Consider the following 20,122-nt stretch of genomic DNA (forward strand, 5'->3'; position numbering starts at 1 on the left):
ATTGACTAATAGTTTAGTATATTGGCCATTAACACATCCGCAGCGGCGCGTGATGAACATGGAAACATTTTATCCAGGAACACCGATCAATCATATTGGCGGTATCATTTTCGTCAATGGGCCATTGCAGCTCGATAAACTGAAGCAGGCCATTGCATCTTGTATCATGATGACAGAATCTCTTCGTCTCAAGCTAGTAGAGAAAGATGGTGAAACGCTTCAATACGTTGATCCAAACGCCGATAGCCCTATTCCTACCTATGAGTTTTCCACACATGAAGACATGCTAGAATGGGCCGAAAAAGCCTTCAAAACACCATTTCAATTAACAGAAACCTCTCTCGCCGAATTTGCGGTACTAAAAATCAGTGAACAACAATCCGGTTATTTCATCAAATGCCATCATACAGTAGCAGATGGATGGTCGATGAAAGTAATCATCGATAAAATTAGCCAGCTTTACACTGCTCTTACCCACAGCTCCTCTATCGAACAAGAAGCAGACAATCACTCTGTATTTATTGATAAAGAATCAAAATATATGAACTCCCCAAGATTTAAAAAAGATCAGCAATTTTGGAAAGAAGCATTATCTGATGTGTCTGATAGTTATTTGGTACAGGGAACTGACCAAATCAAAGGCCATCGGCAAAGCCATTATCTTGATCGACAACTCTCAGAACGAATCTATGAATTTATAGATGTCCATCATTGTTCAATCAACTCTTTATTTACTTTAGGACTCTTCGTCTACTTGCATAAAAGATACCAGCAAAAAGATTTTATTATTGGGACGCCAGTTCTCAATCGTTCCGGACAAAAGGAAAAAGCCACGTCCGGTATGACCGTAAGTACAATGCCATATCGAATGAAGATCGACCCTCATCTCTCTTTGTTAGAAAGCTTAACAGACGTTCAAAAAAGCTATAAGGCTTACTTCCTGCATCAGCGTTATCCCTATGATGCACTTGTCAAAGATTTAGAGCTTGCAAAAGCAGGGTATGATCAGCTTTTTCAAATCTATATCAACTCCTACAGCACAAATATGGTGCAGGAGATGGAAGGATACAAGGTTGAATACATAGAGCTTTACAATGGCTTCCAGCCATATGGCTTACAAGTTGCTGTGAAAGAATGGGATGAAAAAGGGCAAATCGAGCTTCAATATGATTACAAGATCTCAGATTACAGCAATGAAGATATCGACTTTCTACACGAAAGAATGCTTCTCTTTGTCGAAACGATACTCGCTCAGCCAAAGCAGCTGTTAAAAGACGTACTTCTCATGACAGAAGTCGAGACACATCGAGAGCTATATCACTGGAACGACACAGGCATGCTGTTTCCACAGAAACAAAAAATCCATGAATTGATCACAGACATGTCAACGTCTTCTCCTGATCGAATTGCACTTCAGGACGGATCTCATAGCATGACATACGGTGAACTTGAGAGAAAAACCAATCAAATGGCGCATTTTCTACAAACACATGGCTTACAAAGACATGACTTTGTTGCCGTATGTATGAATCATTCACCAGAACTTATTGTGCTGCTGCTGGGGATTTTAAAGGCTGGAGGCGCATATGTGCCGATTGATCCTGAGTATCCAGAGGAACGTATTCAGTTTATTTTGGATGACAGCCAGGCAAAGCTGTTTTTCACAGATGACGCATCTGCATACCATTTTAATGGCGATACGTACAATATCTACAACGTGTGGGATCAGTTCGCTCAGTATAATGCGGAACATTCATTCATTGGAGATGCTGATGATGTCGCATATATGATTTATACGTCTGGCTCTACAGGACAGCCAAAGGGAGTCATGATTGAGCACCGAAGCTTAGTGAACTATATCATGTCTGCCAAAACACACTATACTGATTCATCAGATGATCATTTTGCCTTGTATTCTTCCATTGCGTTTGATTTAACCGTGACATCCATTTATACGCCATTGGTCATTGGCAGTACCGTGATGATCTATCGTCAAGAGGATCAGCAAGGCTTTTTATTAGAACATATTTTGTTTGATCAAAAAGCGAAAGTCATCAAGCTGACACCAGCTCATATGGCACTGCTAACAGATGCTGCACTTTCTCAATCAGTTGTGAAACGGATGATTGTGGGCGGAGAACAATTATCGACCGCTTTGGCCAAAAGAATCACAGAGGCAAGTGATGGAAGGATATCTATCTTTAATGAATATGGACCAACTGAAGCAACCGTTGGCTGTATGATTCATCAATTCCATCAAGATGATGAAGGGGCATCTGTGTCAATTGGTGTGCCAATGCCCAATACAGAGATTTACCTTTTAGATGAGCATCAGCAAGCCGTGCTGCCTGGGACAGTAGGAGAAATCTATATTTCAGGTGCAGGTGTTGGCAGAGGGTATTGGCAAAGACCTGATTTGCAGGAATCACGCTTTCTGCCCAATCCATTTGTAAATGGTCGCCGCATGTATCGAACAGGTGATATCGCCAAACGAGCAAATGATGGAAAGATTGATTACATTGGCAGAATTGATCATCAAATCAAGCTGCGAGGCTACCGGATTGAGCTCGGTGAAATTGAACTTGCACTGATGGCACTTGAAGAAGTTGATAAAGCAGCGGTTATTGATCTAACCGATGAATCTGGAGAAAAACAGCTGGCTGCCTATATTGAATTGAAAGAAAAACAGATGACGTCCTTTTTACTTAGAAAGAAATTATCAGATCAGCTTCCAGCTTACATGGTACCTGCCTATTTTGTTGTACTAGACGAGCTCCCGCTCACTCAAAACGGAAAAATCAATCGGACGGCACTGCCTGATCCATTGCTGTCTCAAGAAACAGCTGTTGAGTGGTCCAAGGAAACAGCGGACATTGAAGAGATCATCGTAGATACAGCAAAAGGCATCTTAGGGCATGAAACAATCGAACCGGCTGATCATTTTTATCAGCTTGGCGGAGATTCCATTAAGGCGATTCAATTTATTGCGAAGTTAAAAGACAAAGGACTCTATTTAAAAACCAAGGATCTTTTTACTTATCCCATTTTTAGAGAAATGGCACAAGTCGTTCAGCAGGAACCTGTCATACATATCTCACAAGAGCACGCTGTGGGTGATGTGAAATCGATTCCAATTATCGAATGGTTCTGGTCCCAGCGGTTAAAAGATGAACATTTCTGGCATCAATCCATCATTGTTCATTCAAAGAAAAAGATGGATGAAACCATCGTGCAGGATGCTCTCAAAGAGCTCGTCATTCACCATGATGGACTAAGGTTAAAAGTACATGAGGCAACAAACACACTCTATTATGATGAAGACATTCAAGATATTCCGCTGATGATACACGATTTCACGGCATTGTCAGAAGAGAATGTGGAAGAAGCGTTACAAGAAGTAGGATATCAGATCAAGCAAAGGACTCATCTTTATCAAGGACCATTGATTCAGGCTGCGCTTTGTCAAACTGATTCTCAATCACATCTCATCTTTGCCGCCCATCATCTATTAGCTGATGGTATGTCTTGGCAAATTTTTGTGGAGGACTTGATTCAATTATTGCATGCAGAGAAGGTTACAGCAGAAGTACTTCCGTCTAAAACCCATTCCTATCAAACATTTGCCGAGCGGGTGAATCAGTATGCAGTATCAGAGAGTGTAAAAGAGTCGGTCAGCTATTGGCAAAAAGCGGTGCAAAATATACAGCCTCTGTATCCAGTTTCCTCAAATGAGGGATATGTCAGAGACGAAATCAAATTAACCAACGCATTATCAGTGGAACTCACGAATCAATTGCTCAATCAAGCGAATCAAGCGTATCAAACGCAGCCGCATGAACTGTTAATTTCAGCCTTGACGCAAGCCTGTTATCAGCAAACGAATCAAGAGCAGATTTCTTTGGAATTAGAAGGTCATGGCAGGGATGCAGTAGAGGATGAGATCGATGTATCTAGAACGTTTGGCTGGTTCACCACCATGTATCCTGTGAATGTTCATGTGTCTGAATCTCTCTCGGATCACATACGAACTGTCAAAGAAACGATACGTGAAGTGCCAAATAAAGGTGCAGACTATGGGCTGTTGTCACTCATCAATAAGCAGCTTTCTCCTCATTCAGCGCCGCAATTACGCTTTAACTATCTAGGTGAAATTGATCAAGTGCTGAAACAATCATCTGATTATGAGATGTCTTACTTTACATCGGGGATGGATTCGTCATTGGATAATCCATTAACAACCGTCATCGATATGGTCGCTACCATCAAGGGCGGTCAGCTGATTTTTCATCTTTCTTTCAGCGAAAAACAGCTGTGTGAAACAGACATGATGCAGCTATTGCAAGCGGTAGAGCAGCAAATTGAGCGTCTTGTACAGCATTGCTTAGAGAAAGAAGGAATCGAATTTACACCGTCTGATTTTGAAACAGTGGATATGTCTCTTGAAGAAATGGATTCATTATTTACATGAGGAAAAATCAGTATGTTATCTATCTTTCATTTTTATTAGCGATCTTATGGGTAAGCAGCTTTGCTGGGGGGATACATGCCAAAGCAGTGATTTCATCTAAAGCCGTTGATCAAGTGATAGAGGAACAGATGGAGCTTGGACGCATTCCAGGCATGTCCGTTGTGGTTGTGAAAAAGGACGAAGTGGTGTACCAAAAAGGCTTTGGTTATGCGGATCGAAAGAAAAAGAAGCAAGTGACAGCCAGCACTTTCTTTGAAATTGGATCTACATCAAAGGCGTTTACCGCTCTTGCGATTGTGGAGTTAGAGAAGCAAGGGAAACTTCATTTAAAAGATCCGGTGAGCAGCTATATTCCAGGTTTTTTTCCAACATACAATGGAAAGCCTCAGCGTTTAACGGTGGAGCAATTAATGCATCACACAAGCGGCATTCCCTTTCAATCCATTGCGCTTATCCAGCCAGATACTACAAAGGATGCGTTGAAAAAAACAGTAGATCAGCTGAAATCAATCGAGCTTAATCGTAAGCCAGGCAGTTCCTTTGAATATGCGACCATCAACTATGATGTTCTTGGTCTCATCATTGAAAATGTAACAGGAACATCGTATGAGGCTTATATGAAAGGACTGTTTAAAAGGCATCATCTTGACCAAACGGAGGCTGGGCTAAAACGGATGAAATCCGGCGCTGTCTCAGAAGGGTTTAAATTGCAATTCCTTGCTCCGCATGCTTATGAAGCACCAGAATATCGAGGCAATACTCCGGCAGGATATATTGTGATGAATAGTCAGGATGTGGGGACTTGGCTGCAATATCAATTGACCGATTCAACTTGGTCTCGCTTTGTAAAAAATCCTGATCACTTAACTGTGAATGTCCCAGAAGAAGGGAAGCATGTCTATTACAATGCCGGCTGGTATATAGAAAAGGCACATGAGCAGGTAGACTCGCTTTTTCATGCAGGCTCTAACCCTAACTATTCATCATTTTTTCTGATCCAGCCAAAAGAAGAGGTTGCGATCGGAGTGTTAGCAAATATGAATAGCAGCTACACAGAGCAAACAGCACGTCTTATTGCCAAAACGATCACGGGTACAAATGAGGAAGTAGAGTCATCAATGGACCCTTTTCAGCTCATTGATCAGTTGAGTCTTGGTGCCACATGTCTTTTTATTTTGCTGCAAATAGTGTCTATCGTTCGTTTTATCAAGTGGAAAAAGCGTGTAAGAAACGGCGCTTTCGTTCGCAGTGACATGTCACTTCGCGTCTGGCTGAAAAGTAGCGGCTGGGTGCTTCTGCTAATTGGGATATTGCTCCTGCCAATCATTGTTGCGCAGCTAGCCTTTAATGGGCTGCCTTGGAAAATGACTTTTGTATGGGGACCTTCCTCTCTCATTGAATTAGCGATTTCTTATTATTTGTTTTTCATTTGGTTTTGTACGATTGGTTTCATCAAAGGATTTATGGTGACATCTCCTGCTGGAAAGAGAGGAAAAAAAGATGACCGTCAAACAGATTTCGGGCATTCATCCTTATAATGATTTGTTTTATCGCAGCTGTTTTTTCAATTGCTTTTTTCCAATTGTGAAGCTGCATGATCAAGAAGTTTCTCCATACTTATTAAATGATCAATTTGCCTACGGGCTTACAGAGCACGGCTTGCTACAGATTGACTGGATGTCGGCACACGATCCAGAAAAGATTATGAATTTACAAGGCATTCAAGTAGAAAAAATGACGTATTGTCCAAACCTCATTGAAAAGGTCAAGCAAGATGTGACGTGTGACCGCCCGGTAATTGTATGGGTAGACCCTTACGTTCAGCGAGGTAGAAAAGAGTATTTGACAACCCATAGCCGTCATTCCATTTTAATTACTGGATTCGATGAAAATCAGCAAATCTTTCACGTATTAGAGAATCGGCATTTAGATAATTTGTCTTATGAGCATCAAGTGCTGTCATTTAAAGATGTACAGAAAGGGTATGACACCTTTCATGATCATTTTCAGCCGAATGATCAATTTCATTCCTATGCGGCCTTCTACTTTGATCCGGACAAGCTCTCGACTGAGTTATTTGATCAAAAAACGACTTATTTCCTGAGAAATATGCATGGTCAGATAGACGTAATAGAAAAAGGAATCGCAGCTCTTGAAACATTTTATGAGCAGCTTCCGCAATGGGATGATATCGAGAAGCTCGTGGCGTCGTTCAATCAGATCATCAATACGAAGAAAGTAGAGCTGTATCGGCTGAATCTCATCAAAGGCGATCTACCTGAGCTGGTGGGAGGGATGGAACGTATTTTAGCAGAATGGGAGAAAGCAAGGCATCAGGCAGCAAAACTCCTTTTTTCAGGTGAGATGTCTAGTAGGTACCAAGCCAATATCAAAGCTTCTTTAGAACAGATCATCCAGGATGAAAAACACTGGCTGGAAGCGTTGGCAATCAAATGCAAAAGGGAGTGTGGCGTGTCGTGAAGTTATTTTGCTTACCGTACGCAGGTGGAGCCAGTACCGTATTCAGTACGTGGAAATCTTATATAGACCGGTCGATAGAAATTCATGCCCTTGAACTCCCTGGGCACGGGACAAGAATGACAGAGCCTGTACTAACCGATTTACAGCAGGTCGCAGATGATCTTTATGTACAGGCGTCCTCCTCCTTAAAAGAAGGAGAGCCCTATGCCATTTTCGGTCATAGTATGGGAGCCGTCCTTGCATATGAATTACAAAAAAGAATGAAAACAAGGTTAAACAGAGAGCCTGTTCATGTCTTTTATTCTGGGCGCTTCCCGCCACATATTCCAGAAAAGAAAGTCTATCATCAGCTGTCAGATTCCAAATTAAAAGAAGCGATCATTGCGATGGGAGGCGTTCCTGAGGAACTTGCTGATAACCATGCAGTGCTTGATTTCTTTCTGCCGATTTTAAGAGCAGACTTTCAGCTTTTGGAGACCTATTTGTGTGATGAAGTCGTTCCAGCTGCTTGTCCAATTTCTATTTTTTATGGTACACGTGATTTGCCTTCTGTGCTGTTTGATTTAGACGATTGGGATCAATATACAAGTGAAGATTGTGCGTTTTTCGAATTCGATGGAGATCACTTTTTTATTCATTCATTCACAAATGAAGTCGTTGAAAAAATCAATGTCATTTTAAAGCGAATTGGAGTGTTGGAGAAATGAACACGAAGCAAGTAGGCGTGATTGGAGCAGGTGTCATGGGGGCTGATATGGCATTAGACCTTTCAGCAAATGGCTATCAAGTCACATTAGTTGATGTCACAGAAGAAAAGTTAAACGAAGCGCTGGAAAAAATTAAGAAGACCTATCAATTGGTTCAATTTGTGAGAAAGAAGAAAATCTCATTGTCTTTAGAAGATGTATTGTCTCAAATCCAGCTGTCAACTTCACTTGAAGGCTTACATGACGCGCATATCGTCATTGAAAATGTGACGGAAGATTGGGAGATTAAAAAACCTATTTATGAAGAGCTACGAGATATTTGTGCGAAAGAAACCATCTATTTTGTAAACACAAGCTGTATCTCCATCACAAAGGTAGGTTCCCTTATGTATCACCCTGAGAATGTCATTGGGGCGCACTTTATGAACCCTGTTCCTCTTAAAGCGTTAGTTGAAGTCATTAGAGGTAAAGCAACTTCTGATGACACAGTGGAAACGGCAAAAGATTTCTTGAAATCGTTTGATAAAACACCAGTTGTGGTGCATGATTTTCCGGGATTTGTTTCCAATCGTGTGCTGATGCTGACAATCAACGAAGCGATTTGGGCGGTGCAAGATCAAGTCGCTACGCCAGCGGATGTCGATAAAATTTTCCGCGGAGGTTTCGGTCATAAAATGGGACCACTTGCGACAGGAGACTTAATTGGGCTTGATACGATTTTGAATTCATTGCTTGTTTTATACGAGAGCTACAAAGATCCGAAGTTCCGTCCATGTCCTCTGCTTGTCAAAATGGTTGATGCAGGCGAGTACGGCAAAAAATCAGGCAAGGGCTTTTTCCAATATGACATGTGAGAGGAGAATAACCAATGGCTAAGCAAATTAAGTGTGTTGTCTGGGATTTAGATCATACATTATGGGATGGAATTTTACTTGAGTCAGATGAAGTGACGTTAAAACCATCGATGAAGGAAGTACTAACAGAGTTAGATGAGCGCGGCATCCTTCTTTCTATAGCAAGCCGGAACGATGAAGCAGCCGTGAAGGAAAAGCTTTCTGCCTTCGGAATCGAACATTTCTTTCTCTATCCAGAGATTCATTGGAATGCCAAATCTAGTTCATTAGAGAGAATCAGCGAGCGCCTAAATATTCATAAAGATACCATTCTCTTTATTGATGATCAGCCATTTGAACGAGAAGAAGTGAAGGCTGTTCATCCAGAGATTACGTGCTGGGATGCAGTGGATTATCTGTCATTACTCACTGATGATCGGCTGCGTCCAGTCTTTATCACAGAAGATGCTAGACGACGCAGAAGAATGTACTTAGAAGCGGACAAAAGGCAGCAGGAAGAAGAGAAATATGAAGGGCCGCCTGAGAAATTCTTGGCGTCTTTACATATGAAATTCGTGATATCAGAAGCAGGAGAACAAGACCTCCAGCGCGCTGAAGAATTGACCGTCCGTACCAATCAATTAAATGCGAGCGGGAAAACCTACGATTATGAAGAGCTTGATTTCTTCCGTCAATCAGATTCTCACTTGCTGCTTGTCTGTGAACTTGAAGATAAATTCGGTTCCTATGGAAAAATTGGACTCTCATTAATAGAAGAAACAGGTGACACATGGCATGTCAAACTGCTGCTTATGTCTTGCCGCGTCATGTCTCGTGGTGTCGGGACCATCTTACTCACAACGATTTTGCAAGAAGCGAAAAAGCGAGGAAAGCGGCTTGTCGCTGACTTTAAACAAACCGACCGAAACCGCATGATGTACATCACATATAAGTTTGCGAATTTCAAAGAAATTGAGAAAGGGGAGGACGGCTATATCTTGTTTGAAAATGATTTAAGCATGATTCAGCCTTTCCCAGAATACGTAGATGTCAATATTGAATTAAATCAGAAAGACCCAGCCAAACAATAAAAAAGCGAAAAGCGAGGAGATTAAATCATGAACCTACACGAACAAGTAAGAGCTTATATCGAGCAAAACCTAGTGGTATTTGATGAGGAAATTGAACTTGGAAATGATGATCATATTTTTGAACAAGGCTTTGTGAATTCTCTATTTGCGATGAAACTAGTGAACTATATCGAGCAAGACTTTCAATTCCAATTAGATAACGAAGACCTCGACATTGCTCATTTTAGTACGGTCAATCGCATTGTCGCCTTAATTGAGAGAAAACAACAGGGGGCGGCTCTTCATGAAAACAGCTGAACAAACGATCAATGCCGTTGAAGAAATTCGCCAGTATTGCGATGAACATATCCGTCCGTTTGCCAATGAATTCGATGAGACGGAACATTTGCCAGAGTCACTGATTCGAGATATGGCAAAAAGAGGCTACTTGGCAGCAGGTATCCCGTCTTCCTATCAAGGGCTAGGGCTTGATCCAATCGCATATGGACAGTTCACAGAACAAGTGGGAAAAGCTTGCTGTAATGTACGCACATTATTGACAGTGAATTCACTTGTAGGAGAAGCCATTCTTCGTTATGGAACAGAAGAGCAAAAACAAGGCTGGCTCGTTGAATTAGCCAAGGGAGAAAAAATCGGAGCCTTTGCTTTGTCAGAGCCGAATATTGGTTCAGATGCCAATCATGTTGAAACAAGCTATCAAAAGGAAGGGCAATCCTATGTATTAAATGGGAAGAAAAAGTGGATTTCCTTTGGAGCGATTGCCGATTTCTTTATTGTGATTGCAAGAGACGGTGAACAAGTCACGGCATTCCTTGTCGATCGAGATCAGCCGGGTGTAGAGATTGAGAGGATTACAGGAATGATGGCCAACCGAGCGTCATATTTAGCGGAAATCACCCTCGATCATGTTCATGTGCATGAAGACTGTGTTTTAGGACCAGTTGGAGGCGGATTTAACCATGTGGTGTCACTCGCATTAGACCATGGAAGATACAGTGTCGCTTGGGCAGGGCTTGCCATCGCACAAGAAGCCGTTGATTCTCTTGTCACGTATTCGCGTAAAAGAACACAATTTAATGAAAAATTGTACAAGCATCAAATGATCAAAGGCATGATCGGAGATGCGGTGACCCAGCTCCATGCAGCGAGAGCCTTATGCCTAAAGGCTGGGGAAATGAGAGAAGCGAATCATCCTGATGCGATCACTGAAACATCCATCGCAAAATATTTCACCTCTAAAATTGCCGTTGACATTACAAATACAAATGTCCAAATTCATGGCGGAAGTGGATTTAGCCGGGAAAACTCAGCTTCAAGACTATATCGTGAAGCAAAGGTGCTTGAAATTATTGAAGGAACTTCGCAAATTCAGCAGCAGGTTATTGCTAACTATGGTTTACGCCATTATTTCGTGAAACATTCTTAGAGAGAAAGGAGATGATCCCATGGCTTTACAGCCGCAGAAGCTGGATAAACAGAACATTGAAAATATGTTAGGTGTCACTACGATCCAAGAGGGACTGCTGTTTCATCATTTAATGGAACCGAACGGAACAGCTTATTTTGAACAACTGCTGATCGAAATAGATGGACCGATAGATCGAGACATTTTTGAACAATCATGGACGAATGTCACCAAACAGCATGAAATGCTTAGAACATTATTCAGATGGCAGGAACTCGCAAGACCAGTACAAATTGTGCTGAAGGAGCATCAGCCAGACATTCGATACCGTGATTTGACAAAAGCGAAGGAGCCTCTTCATGTGCTGAAAGAAGAGGTGACGGCACAGAACCGAGAGGAACGCTTTGATCTGCAGGAAGTCCCATTTCGTCTGACGTTATGTGAAGTGAATGATGAAGTCAGCTGGGTTCTCATTAGCTTCCATCATATTTTATTAGACGGATGGAGCCTTGGGATTGTATTAAGCGATTGGATGAGTGCATATGAGCGCTTATCGAATGGGGACAAACCTCTTCTGGAAGAAAGACCGTCCTACCAATCCTTTGTTAAATGGCAGCAGAAAAACCTTCAACAGACAGAAGCACAAGCCGCCTATTGGAAAAATGTTTTCAACGGCTGGAGTTATGCAGAACTGCTTCCGAAGTCAAGCGGCGTACATGAAAATTCAGAAGTGTTTCATCAATATGAACATCAAGTGGATACTTCCATTGCGGAGAGCCTGAGCAAATTCACGAATCAATATGACGTGACGCTGGCATCTGTGATGTATACGCTGTGGGGAGTTTTGCTATCTAAGTATGCGAACCAAGATGATATTGTCTTTGGGACAACAGTATCAGGGAGAAATGCTGATGTCCCTCATATTGAAAAGATGACTGGATTGTTCATTAACACATTACCGCTGCGGGTCTCATTCGAACAAGAGCGGCCAATTCTTGAACAGATGCAGGAAGTGAGCCGTGAGATCGCTGTAAGAAATGAATATGAACATACCCCGCTATCTGACTTAAAGAAATATGCGGGAATGACTGCAGAGCAATCATTATTTGATTCAATCGTCGTCATTGAAAACTATCCACTAGATCAAATGCTCACGAAAAACGATCAGCCAATTCGTATTCGTGGATTTGAGATGACTGAGCAGACAGAATTCGATCTCACGCTTAGTGTTCAGGCGTTTGATGATCAGCTGCACTTTTCATTGGTGTATAACCCCGTCACCTTTTCAGCTGAACAAATCGAAAAGTGGTGTCAGCATTTTCTTCATCTCCTGTCTGATGCATGTGCACATCCGCATAAATCTGCTGCTCAACTACAGCTGCTATCAGAAAAAGAGAAAGAAAAGCAGTTAGCGGTCTTCAAGCAATATGGCGGGGCAACACCTAGCCATGAGCCAACGGTGATTGACCTATTTGAAGCACAAGTAGAGCGAACGCCAGCGGCAGTCGCAGTTGAGTTTGGCGATACGACGGTTACATATGAACAACTCAATAAGAGAGTGAACCAGCTCGCACATTATTTACAAAACAAAGGAGTCAAACAGGAGCAGCGTGTCGGCATTTTAGCAGAGCATTCCATTGAAATGGTGATAGCATGCTTAGCGATCTTAAAAGCTGGCGGTGCATACGTGCCGATTGATCCTGAATATCCGCAGGAACGAATAGAATATCTATTAGAAGACAGCGGAGTAGAATGGCTCTTAACTCATCCAATAAAAGGGCTCACCTACGCCTATCATGGAGAAAAAATCGATATCACGCAGCCGGATCTATACACCGGACCATCAGACAACTTGGCAGAAGCCATCACCTCAGACCAAACAGCCTACTGCATTTATACATCAGGAACGACCGGAAGACCAAAGGGTGTACTCATTCATCATCTTGGCTTAGCCAACTATATTGAATGGGCGAAGCAAGTATATGTTCGAGGAGAAACAAGGCATTTTGCTTTGTATACCTCACTGTCCTTTGACTTGACGGTTACTTCTATTTTCACGCCGCTCATTTCAGGAAATACCATCATGATTTATCACCATGAAAACCGGCAGCTACTTGTCGAAGACATCATAAACGACAACCGTGTACATGTGATGAAACTGACACCATCTCATTTACAGTTTATTAAGCATTTGTCTTTCCCAGACAGCCAAATGAAATGTTTCATTTTAGGCGGAGAGCAGCTGGAAACATCTTTAGCGAAATCCATTCAGCAGTCCTTTCCGCAGCCAGTTGAAATTGTGAATGAATATGGACCAACTGAAACGGTCGTTGGCTGCATGATTCATCGATATGACCAGGACATTGATCAAGACGTGTATGTACCGATTGGAAAGCCAGCACAGCATACAGATATTCTTCTGTTTGACAGACATATGAATCTCATGCCGGAAGGAGCCGTCGGTGAATTATATATTGGCGGAAAAGGTGTCGCAAAAGGCTATTTGAATCGCCCAGAACTAACCGAAGAAAGATTTGTCGATCACCCTTTCCAGCCAGGAGAAAAAATTTATAAAACAGGTGATGCAGCGCGCATTCTCCCTAATGGTCTCATTCAATTTTTAGGTCGAAATGATGATCAAGTGAAGCTGAGAGGCTACCGGATTGAAACTGGTGAGATTGAATTTTGGTTGAATGAACAGCCAGGAATAAAAGCAGCAGCTGTTGTTGTAAAGCCAGATGTTTCTGGTACACCATGTTTGGCCGCATATGTTGTCACGACAGCCATACTTGATCAAGCGGCAATAAAACAAGCGTTGGCTGATCAACTGCCGGATTATATGATCCCAACTCACTTTGTTCAATTAGACGATATGCCGCTGACTGCCAATGGCAAACTAGATAAACGAGCTTTACCTGCTTTAAAACAGGCGCAGCAAACGAAAAAACAGGCGGGCTCTGACTATCTTTCTGATACGGAGAAAGTCATTCAAGACATTTGGAAAAAGGTCCTCGGCTTAGATGAGGTAAGTGTTCATGACAAATTCTTTGACATTGGCGGGCATTCACTCAATTTGATCCACGTCAATCAACAGCTCGCTAAGCAATTGAATCAAAGCATTCCAATGGTCGAAATGTTCCGGCGTCCAACGATTAGAGAGCTTGCCGCATATTTAAGCGGCGATTCAGAGCAGGCAGCGGCAGGCGCGCAGCCTGTAAAACAAAAGACAAGAAAAGCCAATGAGCCGATTGCCATTATTGGAATGGCTGGTAAATTCCCAGGTGCGAAAAATGTTGAGGCATTTTGGCGAAATTTGAAGAATGGAGAAGAATCAATTTCCTTCTTTTCCGATGAAGAACTGCTTGAAGCTGGTATTGACCGCCAAACCTTCGAGCGATCCGATTATGTGAGGGCAAAGGGTGTCATTGATGGACCTGATTTATTTGATGCATCCTTCTTCGGCTATTCGCCAGGTCAGGCAGAAATGATGGATCCTCAAATACGTCTCCTGCATGAATACGCCTATAAGGCGCTGGAAGATGCGGGGTATGTACAAGAAAATTATACGGGGAAGGTCGGGTTGTTTACTGGGTCCACTTCGAACTTCCAATGGATTCAGCGTTTTGCCGCTTCCCTTGATAGCAGCATGTCAGAGCTGTTTGAAGTGGGTTCACTCAATGATACGTATACCGTCAGTACAAGAATTGCCCATAAATTGAATTTGAAAGGACCGGCGCTTACGCTGCAAACCGCTTGTTCAACTTCCTTGGTCGCCTTGCATTTGGCCTGTCAATCCATTGCAAATGGTGATTCAGATGTAGCTCTTGCGGGAGGTGTGTCGATCCTGCACCCAGTGAAATCAGGCTACGTTTATCAGCAGAACATGGTGAAATCAAGTGATGGCCACTGCCGCGCTTTTGATGATCAAGCAGATGGAACTGTTGGCGGAGATGGTGTTGGTCTTGTTGCTTTAAAAGCACTTAGTGAAGCCATAGAAGATGGTGACCATATTTATGCGGTTATTAAGGGCTCTGCCATCAACAATGATGGTGATCAAAAGGTTGGTTTCAATGCTCCGAGCGTCGAAGGACAGACACGTGTCATTCAGGATGCCCTGCATCAAGCAGATGTTTCACCAGAGACGATTGAATATGTGGAAACACATGGAACTGGCACATCACTTGGTGATCCGATTGAAATAGAGGCGCTCACAAAGGCTTTCGACACAGAGAAAAAACAATTTTGCCGCATTGGGTCTGTGAAAACAAATATTGGACATTTAGATGCAGCGGCAGGAGCAGCTGGCTTGATCAAAGCTGTGCTTTCGCTTCAGCATCACACATTTGTACCTAGTCTTCACTTCAAAAAAGCCAATGAAAACATTGCATTTGAGCACAGTCCTTTCTTTGTAAACACTGAGCTGACCGACTGGAAGCAGCCAGCTTCCCATTTGCGGCGGGCGGGGGTGAGCTCATTTGGAATGGGTGGAACGAATGCACATGTCATCTTAGAAGAAGCACCACAAAGAGATCGTCAGCAAATGCCTCGTTCTGCTGAGCTGCTTGTTCTTTCAGCCAAGAGCAAAACGAGCTTGGAACGAATGAAAGACAAACTCGCAAGCCAAATAGAAAACACACCTTCTATCAATTTGGCAGATGCAGCTTATACCCTGCAAACAGGAAGACAATCCTTTGGTTTTCGTCAGGCATTTGTTGCGGCAAACAGAGAAGATGCTCTAAGAGTATTAACAGAAAAGCAAGGCAAGGGCATTGGAAAGCTCATGCATTCGCATGTGGAAAAACAAAAGATTATTTTTATGTTTTCTGGACAAGGCAATCAATATCTCAATATGGGATTAGATTTGTACCGAGAAGAGCCTTACTTTAAGAAGCAAATGGATGCTTGTTTTCAAGCATATGAAGAAGCAACAGGACGAAGTCTTGCCCGTATTCTGTACCCATTAGCAGCTGAAACAGAAAAGGCACGTGAACAATTGGCAAGTACTCAATATGCACAGCCAGCCATTTTTGCCATTGAATATGCCTTATCCATGCTTTTCATTGAATGGGGCGTTCGTCCTGATGCAATGATCGGCTATAGCTTTGGCGAATTAACGGCAGCCGCCATATCAGGGCTATTCAGCTTAAAGGACGCAATGTCCATGGTCGCCTATCGTGCGAATGCGATGCAGTCGTCACCAGCTGGCGTCATGATGAGTGTTCCATTACCTGAGGCAGAGCTAAAACCGATGCTTCCAAACGATATTTCTCTCGCGGTTGTCAATGATTCATCATGTATCGTGTCAGGTCTAGAAGAGGCGATAGGTGAATTTGAACAAGAGCTAAAAAGCAACAGATTGATGTGTATGCGATTAGGTGGAACCATTGCCGCCCACTCACATGTCATGAAGGAGGCAGCGGAGCAATTCGGAGAAAAATTAACGCATATTAACGCCAAGTCGCTTCGTATTCCATTCATTTCGAATCTGTCAGGAGATTGGATGACAGATACGAGTGCGAAGGATATGTCTTATTGGAAAAGGCATATGACCGATACAGTTCGCTTTGCTGAAGGCATCACAAATATTTTACAAGAGGACAATATTCAATTAATTGAGATTGGTCCAGGACAAGATTTAAGCGTGATGGTCAACCGGTCGCTGAACGGCCTGAACCAGCATGTATGTCATGTGTTAAGACATGCAAAACAAGATGTGACGGATACTGAATTTTTACTTGGTCAAATGGGACGTCTATGGACAAACGGATTATCTATTGATTGGGACAGGTTCCATCTAAACCGTCAGCCGCGTAAAATGCCGCTGCCAACGTATGCATTTGATCAAACTTCCTATTGGTATGATGCAGCAGATCGTGTGAAACAAGAAAAACCAAAGCAGTCTGGACGAAAGCAGCAAATGGATGAATGGTTCTATACCCCTCATTGGGAAGCGGATCTTTTACCTTGCGTGCCATCAGAAGATACATCTGGCGGAGCCTTGCTTTTGTTTGCAGATCCATCTGCTTTTGGAGAGAAGATTGCGGCTGAGCTCCTGACGAAACGGAACGAGTCCGTAGTCGTTCGTAAAGGAAATGAATTTACGAAGCATGACAAAAAAAGCTATACCATTCGGTCACATGAGCCATCTGATTATGAAAGGCTCATATCAAATCTGGCAGATGATGAAATCAACGTGTCAAAAGTTTGTCATCTATGGGGGCTTGCAGAAAGACAGTCATCTCAAACGGAAGAAGAATGGGTGAAGCAAACGCAGCAAGATGCTTATTACTCCTTGCTTTATATCGGCCAGGCACTGAAAAAATATGTGTTGGACCAAAAGGTATCGATTACAGTTCTTTCCTCATTGACGTATGCCGTTGGCGGTGAGCCTGTACTTTATCCTGAAAAAGCGATCCATCTAGGGCCTGCGATGGTGATTTCACAAGAAACACCGAACTTACGCTACCGCATTCTTGATATTGATCGCCCAGTGGAAAATGGGGTTCAAGAAAAGAGATTGCTAAAGCAAATAAGCGATGAGCTAGATCGAGCGTATGGACAGCTTCTCACGGTCTATCGACGAAATAAGCGATATGTGAAAAAGTATGCGAATAGTTCAGTTCCTGAAACAGGACAGGCTCATTTGGCTAAAAAAGATGGTGTATACATTTTAATTGGCGGACTTGGGTTTATTGGATTGAATATCGCCCAGACTTTGGCCGAGCAAACGAAGGGAACATTGATCTTAACGAGCAGATCTGGACTCCCTGATAGAAGCAAGTGGCAAGAATGGCTGTCTGCGCATGATGAACAGGATCCAACAAAGAAAAAAATCCAAAGGGTAATGGCACTGGAAGAGACAGGTGCAGATGTTCTCATTCAGAAAGTAGACGTTCGTCACAAGGAAGATATCCAGCAATTGATCAACACAGTGGATGCATCATATGGGCAAATCGATGGCGTGATCTATGCAGCTGGAGTGACAGGCGACCAATCTTTCCAGGTGATGGAGCAAACAGATGTCACTTTTTCCGAGCCGCATTTTGAAGCGAAGATGAATGGTGTGCTTCATCTTGATGCTGCCTTAAGTGATCGATCCCTTGATTTCTGTTTTGTCCTGTCATCTTTGTCACCGATCTTGGGCGGACTCGGTTTTACAGCCTATACAGCTGTGAATCATTTCATCGATGCGTACGTGTATGAACGCAATCTACGTTCAGAAACACAGTGGTCTGTCATTAGCTTTGACGGCTGGGAATTTGAGCAGGGGAAGCAGCTTGATCTTCCAATCGGAGATGATGTCACCGAAACGTTAATTACAGAAAAAGAAGGAAGAATGATCTTTGAACGATTGCTTTCGCTGGATCAAGTGGAACAAATGGTTATTTCGACAACATCTTTACATGATCGTATTCACCGATATGTAGACCGTTTATCCCTTAAGGAAGAGAGCGGCGGAGAGCATGAACAAGATGGCAACCTGTATTCTCGACCAGCGCTTTCCACGAATTATGCGGAACCAGAAACGGAGCTGGAGAAGGCATTAAGTCAACATTGGCAAGCATTCTTTAAGATTGATGAAATTGGCATAGATGATCATTTCTTTGAAATGGGTGGAGATTCTCTAAAGGCGATTACCTTCATTGGTATCATTCATCGTGCATTTAGTGTAGAGCTGACGCTGCCACAATTTTTCCAAATCCCTACGATACGATTAATGGCAGCATATATCGATCAAGCAGATACTGCTGCTTATCATGCGATTGAAAAAGCCGAAGTGAAGGAGCATTATCCTCTGTCGTCTGCGCAAAAACGGTTGTATCTCATGCAGCAAATGGATGTAAACAGCACAGGATACAACGAGTTTAAAGCGGGACGAATCAAAGGGAAACTCGATATTAGCAGGTTGGAATGGGCATTTCAGCAGCTCATTAAGAGACACGAAAGTTTGCGGACAGCGTTTGTACTAGAGAATGGCGTCCCTTATCAAAAGATTGAAGAAGAGGTACCTTTTGCAGTCACATTGTTTGACCTCACTAACGGATCAACACAAGGATCTGAGGAAGAGCAAAAACAAGTGATTGAACAATTTTTGACTGCCTTTACGTTAAGTGAAGCTCCATTGATGAGAGTCGGTGTGATGAAGCTGGCAGATGAGGAATTCGTACTCATGCTGGACATGCACCACATTATCTCAGACGGTCTTTCTCAAGATATTTTGGTCAATGACTTTATGCAGTTATATGACGGCAGGACGCTCGAGCCTCTTGCTCTGCAATATAAAGATTTTTCAGAATGGCAAAATGACCTGCTTGCATCAGAAGCACTGAAAGAATCGAGTGATTACTGGAAAAACCGGTTAGAAAGTGCCCCGCTACTTGATCTGCCAACAGATTTCGATCGGCCAGAAGTGAGACAATTTCGCGGCGGACATTATACGTTCCGTATAGAAGAAGCGGAGCTGAACGCGTTTAAGCAGGTGATTTTACAGGAAGACGCCACACTGTTTATGGGCTTGTTAAGTGTATATCAGATTTTGCTTCACAAATTAAGCGGACAATCAGATATCACGGTCGGGGTTCCGGTAGCAGGGAGAAAACAAGAAGAGCTGCAGCAAGTGATCGGTATTTTTGTCAATATGCTGCCACTTCGTTTGTATCCTAAAGCAGAACTGACGTACCAGCAATTCCTGCAGGATGTGAAAGCACATGTCATCGATGATTTCGGACATCAAGACTATCAATATGAACAAATGGTTCAAGACCTCCAGTTAAGCCGGAGTGTCAGCCGGAATCTATTGTTTGATGCTGTGTTCGCCTTGCAAAATATGAATCAGCCAGAACTGAAGGTAGGCGGTTTAACCTTTAGTGATTATCCGTATGAGACAGGAACGTCACGCTTTGATTTACTCTGGATTGCGTATGAGCAGGAAGACGGTCTTTCTTCAACAATTGAATATAATACTGAGCTTTTCACAGAGGAAACCATCGAGCAGATTGCGGGCTTGCTGAAAGACATCATGAGGGCTGTTTCAGTAGATGCTGTAAGAATAGAGGAGATCGAACTGACTTCTTCATTCAAGCAATTAGATGACGTATCTCTTTTCGAATTAGATGACTTGAAAATATAAGTAAAGA

9 protein-coding genes are annotated in these 20,122 nt (G+C 42.7%); all 9 read left to right on the top strand.

The window, feature by feature from the left end; translation table 11 throughout:
• Position 1 precedes the first annotated feature (1 nt).
• The 9 genes from MHB79_RS03435 to MHB79_RS03475 are packed head-to-tail and all read left to right on the top strand — an operon-like array spanning position 2 to position 20,115.
• Positions 2-4,468, top strand: a complete 4,467-nt coding sequence (locus MHB79_RS03435) for an amino acid adenylation domain-containing protein (protein ID WP_340989003.1) — start codon at positions 2-4, stop codon at positions 4,466-4,468.
• A complete protein-coding gene (locus MHB79_RS03440) occupies positions 4,465-6,006 on the top strand; it encodes a serine hydrolase domain-containing protein (RefSeq protein ID WP_340989005.1) in 1,542 nt (513 codons plus the stop codon). The genes MHB79_RS03435 and MHB79_RS03440 overlap by 4 nt, the downstream gene beginning before the upstream one ends.
• Positions 5,969-6,949, top strand: coding sequence for a C39 family peptidase (locus tag MHB79_RS03445; RefSeq protein WP_340989006.1), 981 nt, complete (start codon positions 5,969-5,971; stop codon positions 6,947-6,949). The genes MHB79_RS03440 and MHB79_RS03445 overlap by 38 nt, the downstream gene beginning before the upstream one ends.
• The gene (locus tag MHB79_RS03450) at positions 6,946-7,656 is read left to right on the top strand and encodes a thioesterase II family protein (protein ID WP_050945731.1); all 711 of its coding nucleotides are present in this window, start codon (positions 6,946-6,948) and stop codon (positions 7,654-7,656) included. Before MHB79_RS03445 ends, MHB79_RS03450 begins: the two co-directional genes overlap by 4 nt.
• Positions 7,653-8,510 (top strand): 3-hydroxyacyl-CoA dehydrogenase family protein, encoded by an 858-nt coding sequence (locus tag MHB79_RS03455; protein WP_340989007.1) that lies wholly within the window; start codon positions 7,653-7,655, stop codon positions 8,508-8,510. Before MHB79_RS03450 ends, MHB79_RS03455 begins: the two co-directional genes overlap by 4 nt.
• Positions 8,511-8,524: 14 nt before the next feature.
• The gene (locus tag MHB79_RS03460; RefSeq protein WP_137055435.1) at positions 8,525-9,580 is read left to right on the top strand and encodes an HAD-IIIC family phosphatase; all 1,056 of its coding nucleotides are present in this window, start codon (positions 8,525-8,527) and stop codon (positions 9,578-9,580) included.
• A gap of 27 nt (positions 9,581-9,607) precedes the next feature.
• On the top strand, positions 9,608-9,877 hold the full coding sequence (locus tag MHB79_RS03465; RefSeq protein ID WP_050945733.1) for an acyl carrier protein: 270 nt from the start codon (positions 9,608-9,610) through the stop codon (positions 9,875-9,877).
• Entirely contained in the window at positions 9,864-11,006 is a 1,143-nt protein-coding gene (locus tag MHB79_RS03470; protein ID WP_340989009.1) for an acyl-CoA dehydrogenase family protein, read from the top strand. The genes MHB79_RS03465 and MHB79_RS03470 overlap by 14 nt, the downstream gene beginning before the upstream one ends.
• A gap of 19 nt (positions 11,007-11,025) precedes the next feature.
• Positions 11,026-20,115: a non-ribosomal peptide synthetase/type I polyketide synthase gene (locus MHB79_RS03475; protein ID WP_340989010.1), complete on the top strand. Its 9,090-nt coding sequence runs from the start codon at positions 11,026-11,028 to the stop codon at positions 20,113-20,115.
• The last annotated feature ends 7 nt before the right edge of the window (positions 20,116-20,122 follow it).

Origin of the sequence: Bacillus sp. FSL M7-0558, from assembly GCF_038003245.1 — a bacterium.
Classification (GTDB): Bacteria; Bacillota; Bacilli; order Bacillales; family Bacillaceae; genus Bacillus; species Bacillus pumilus.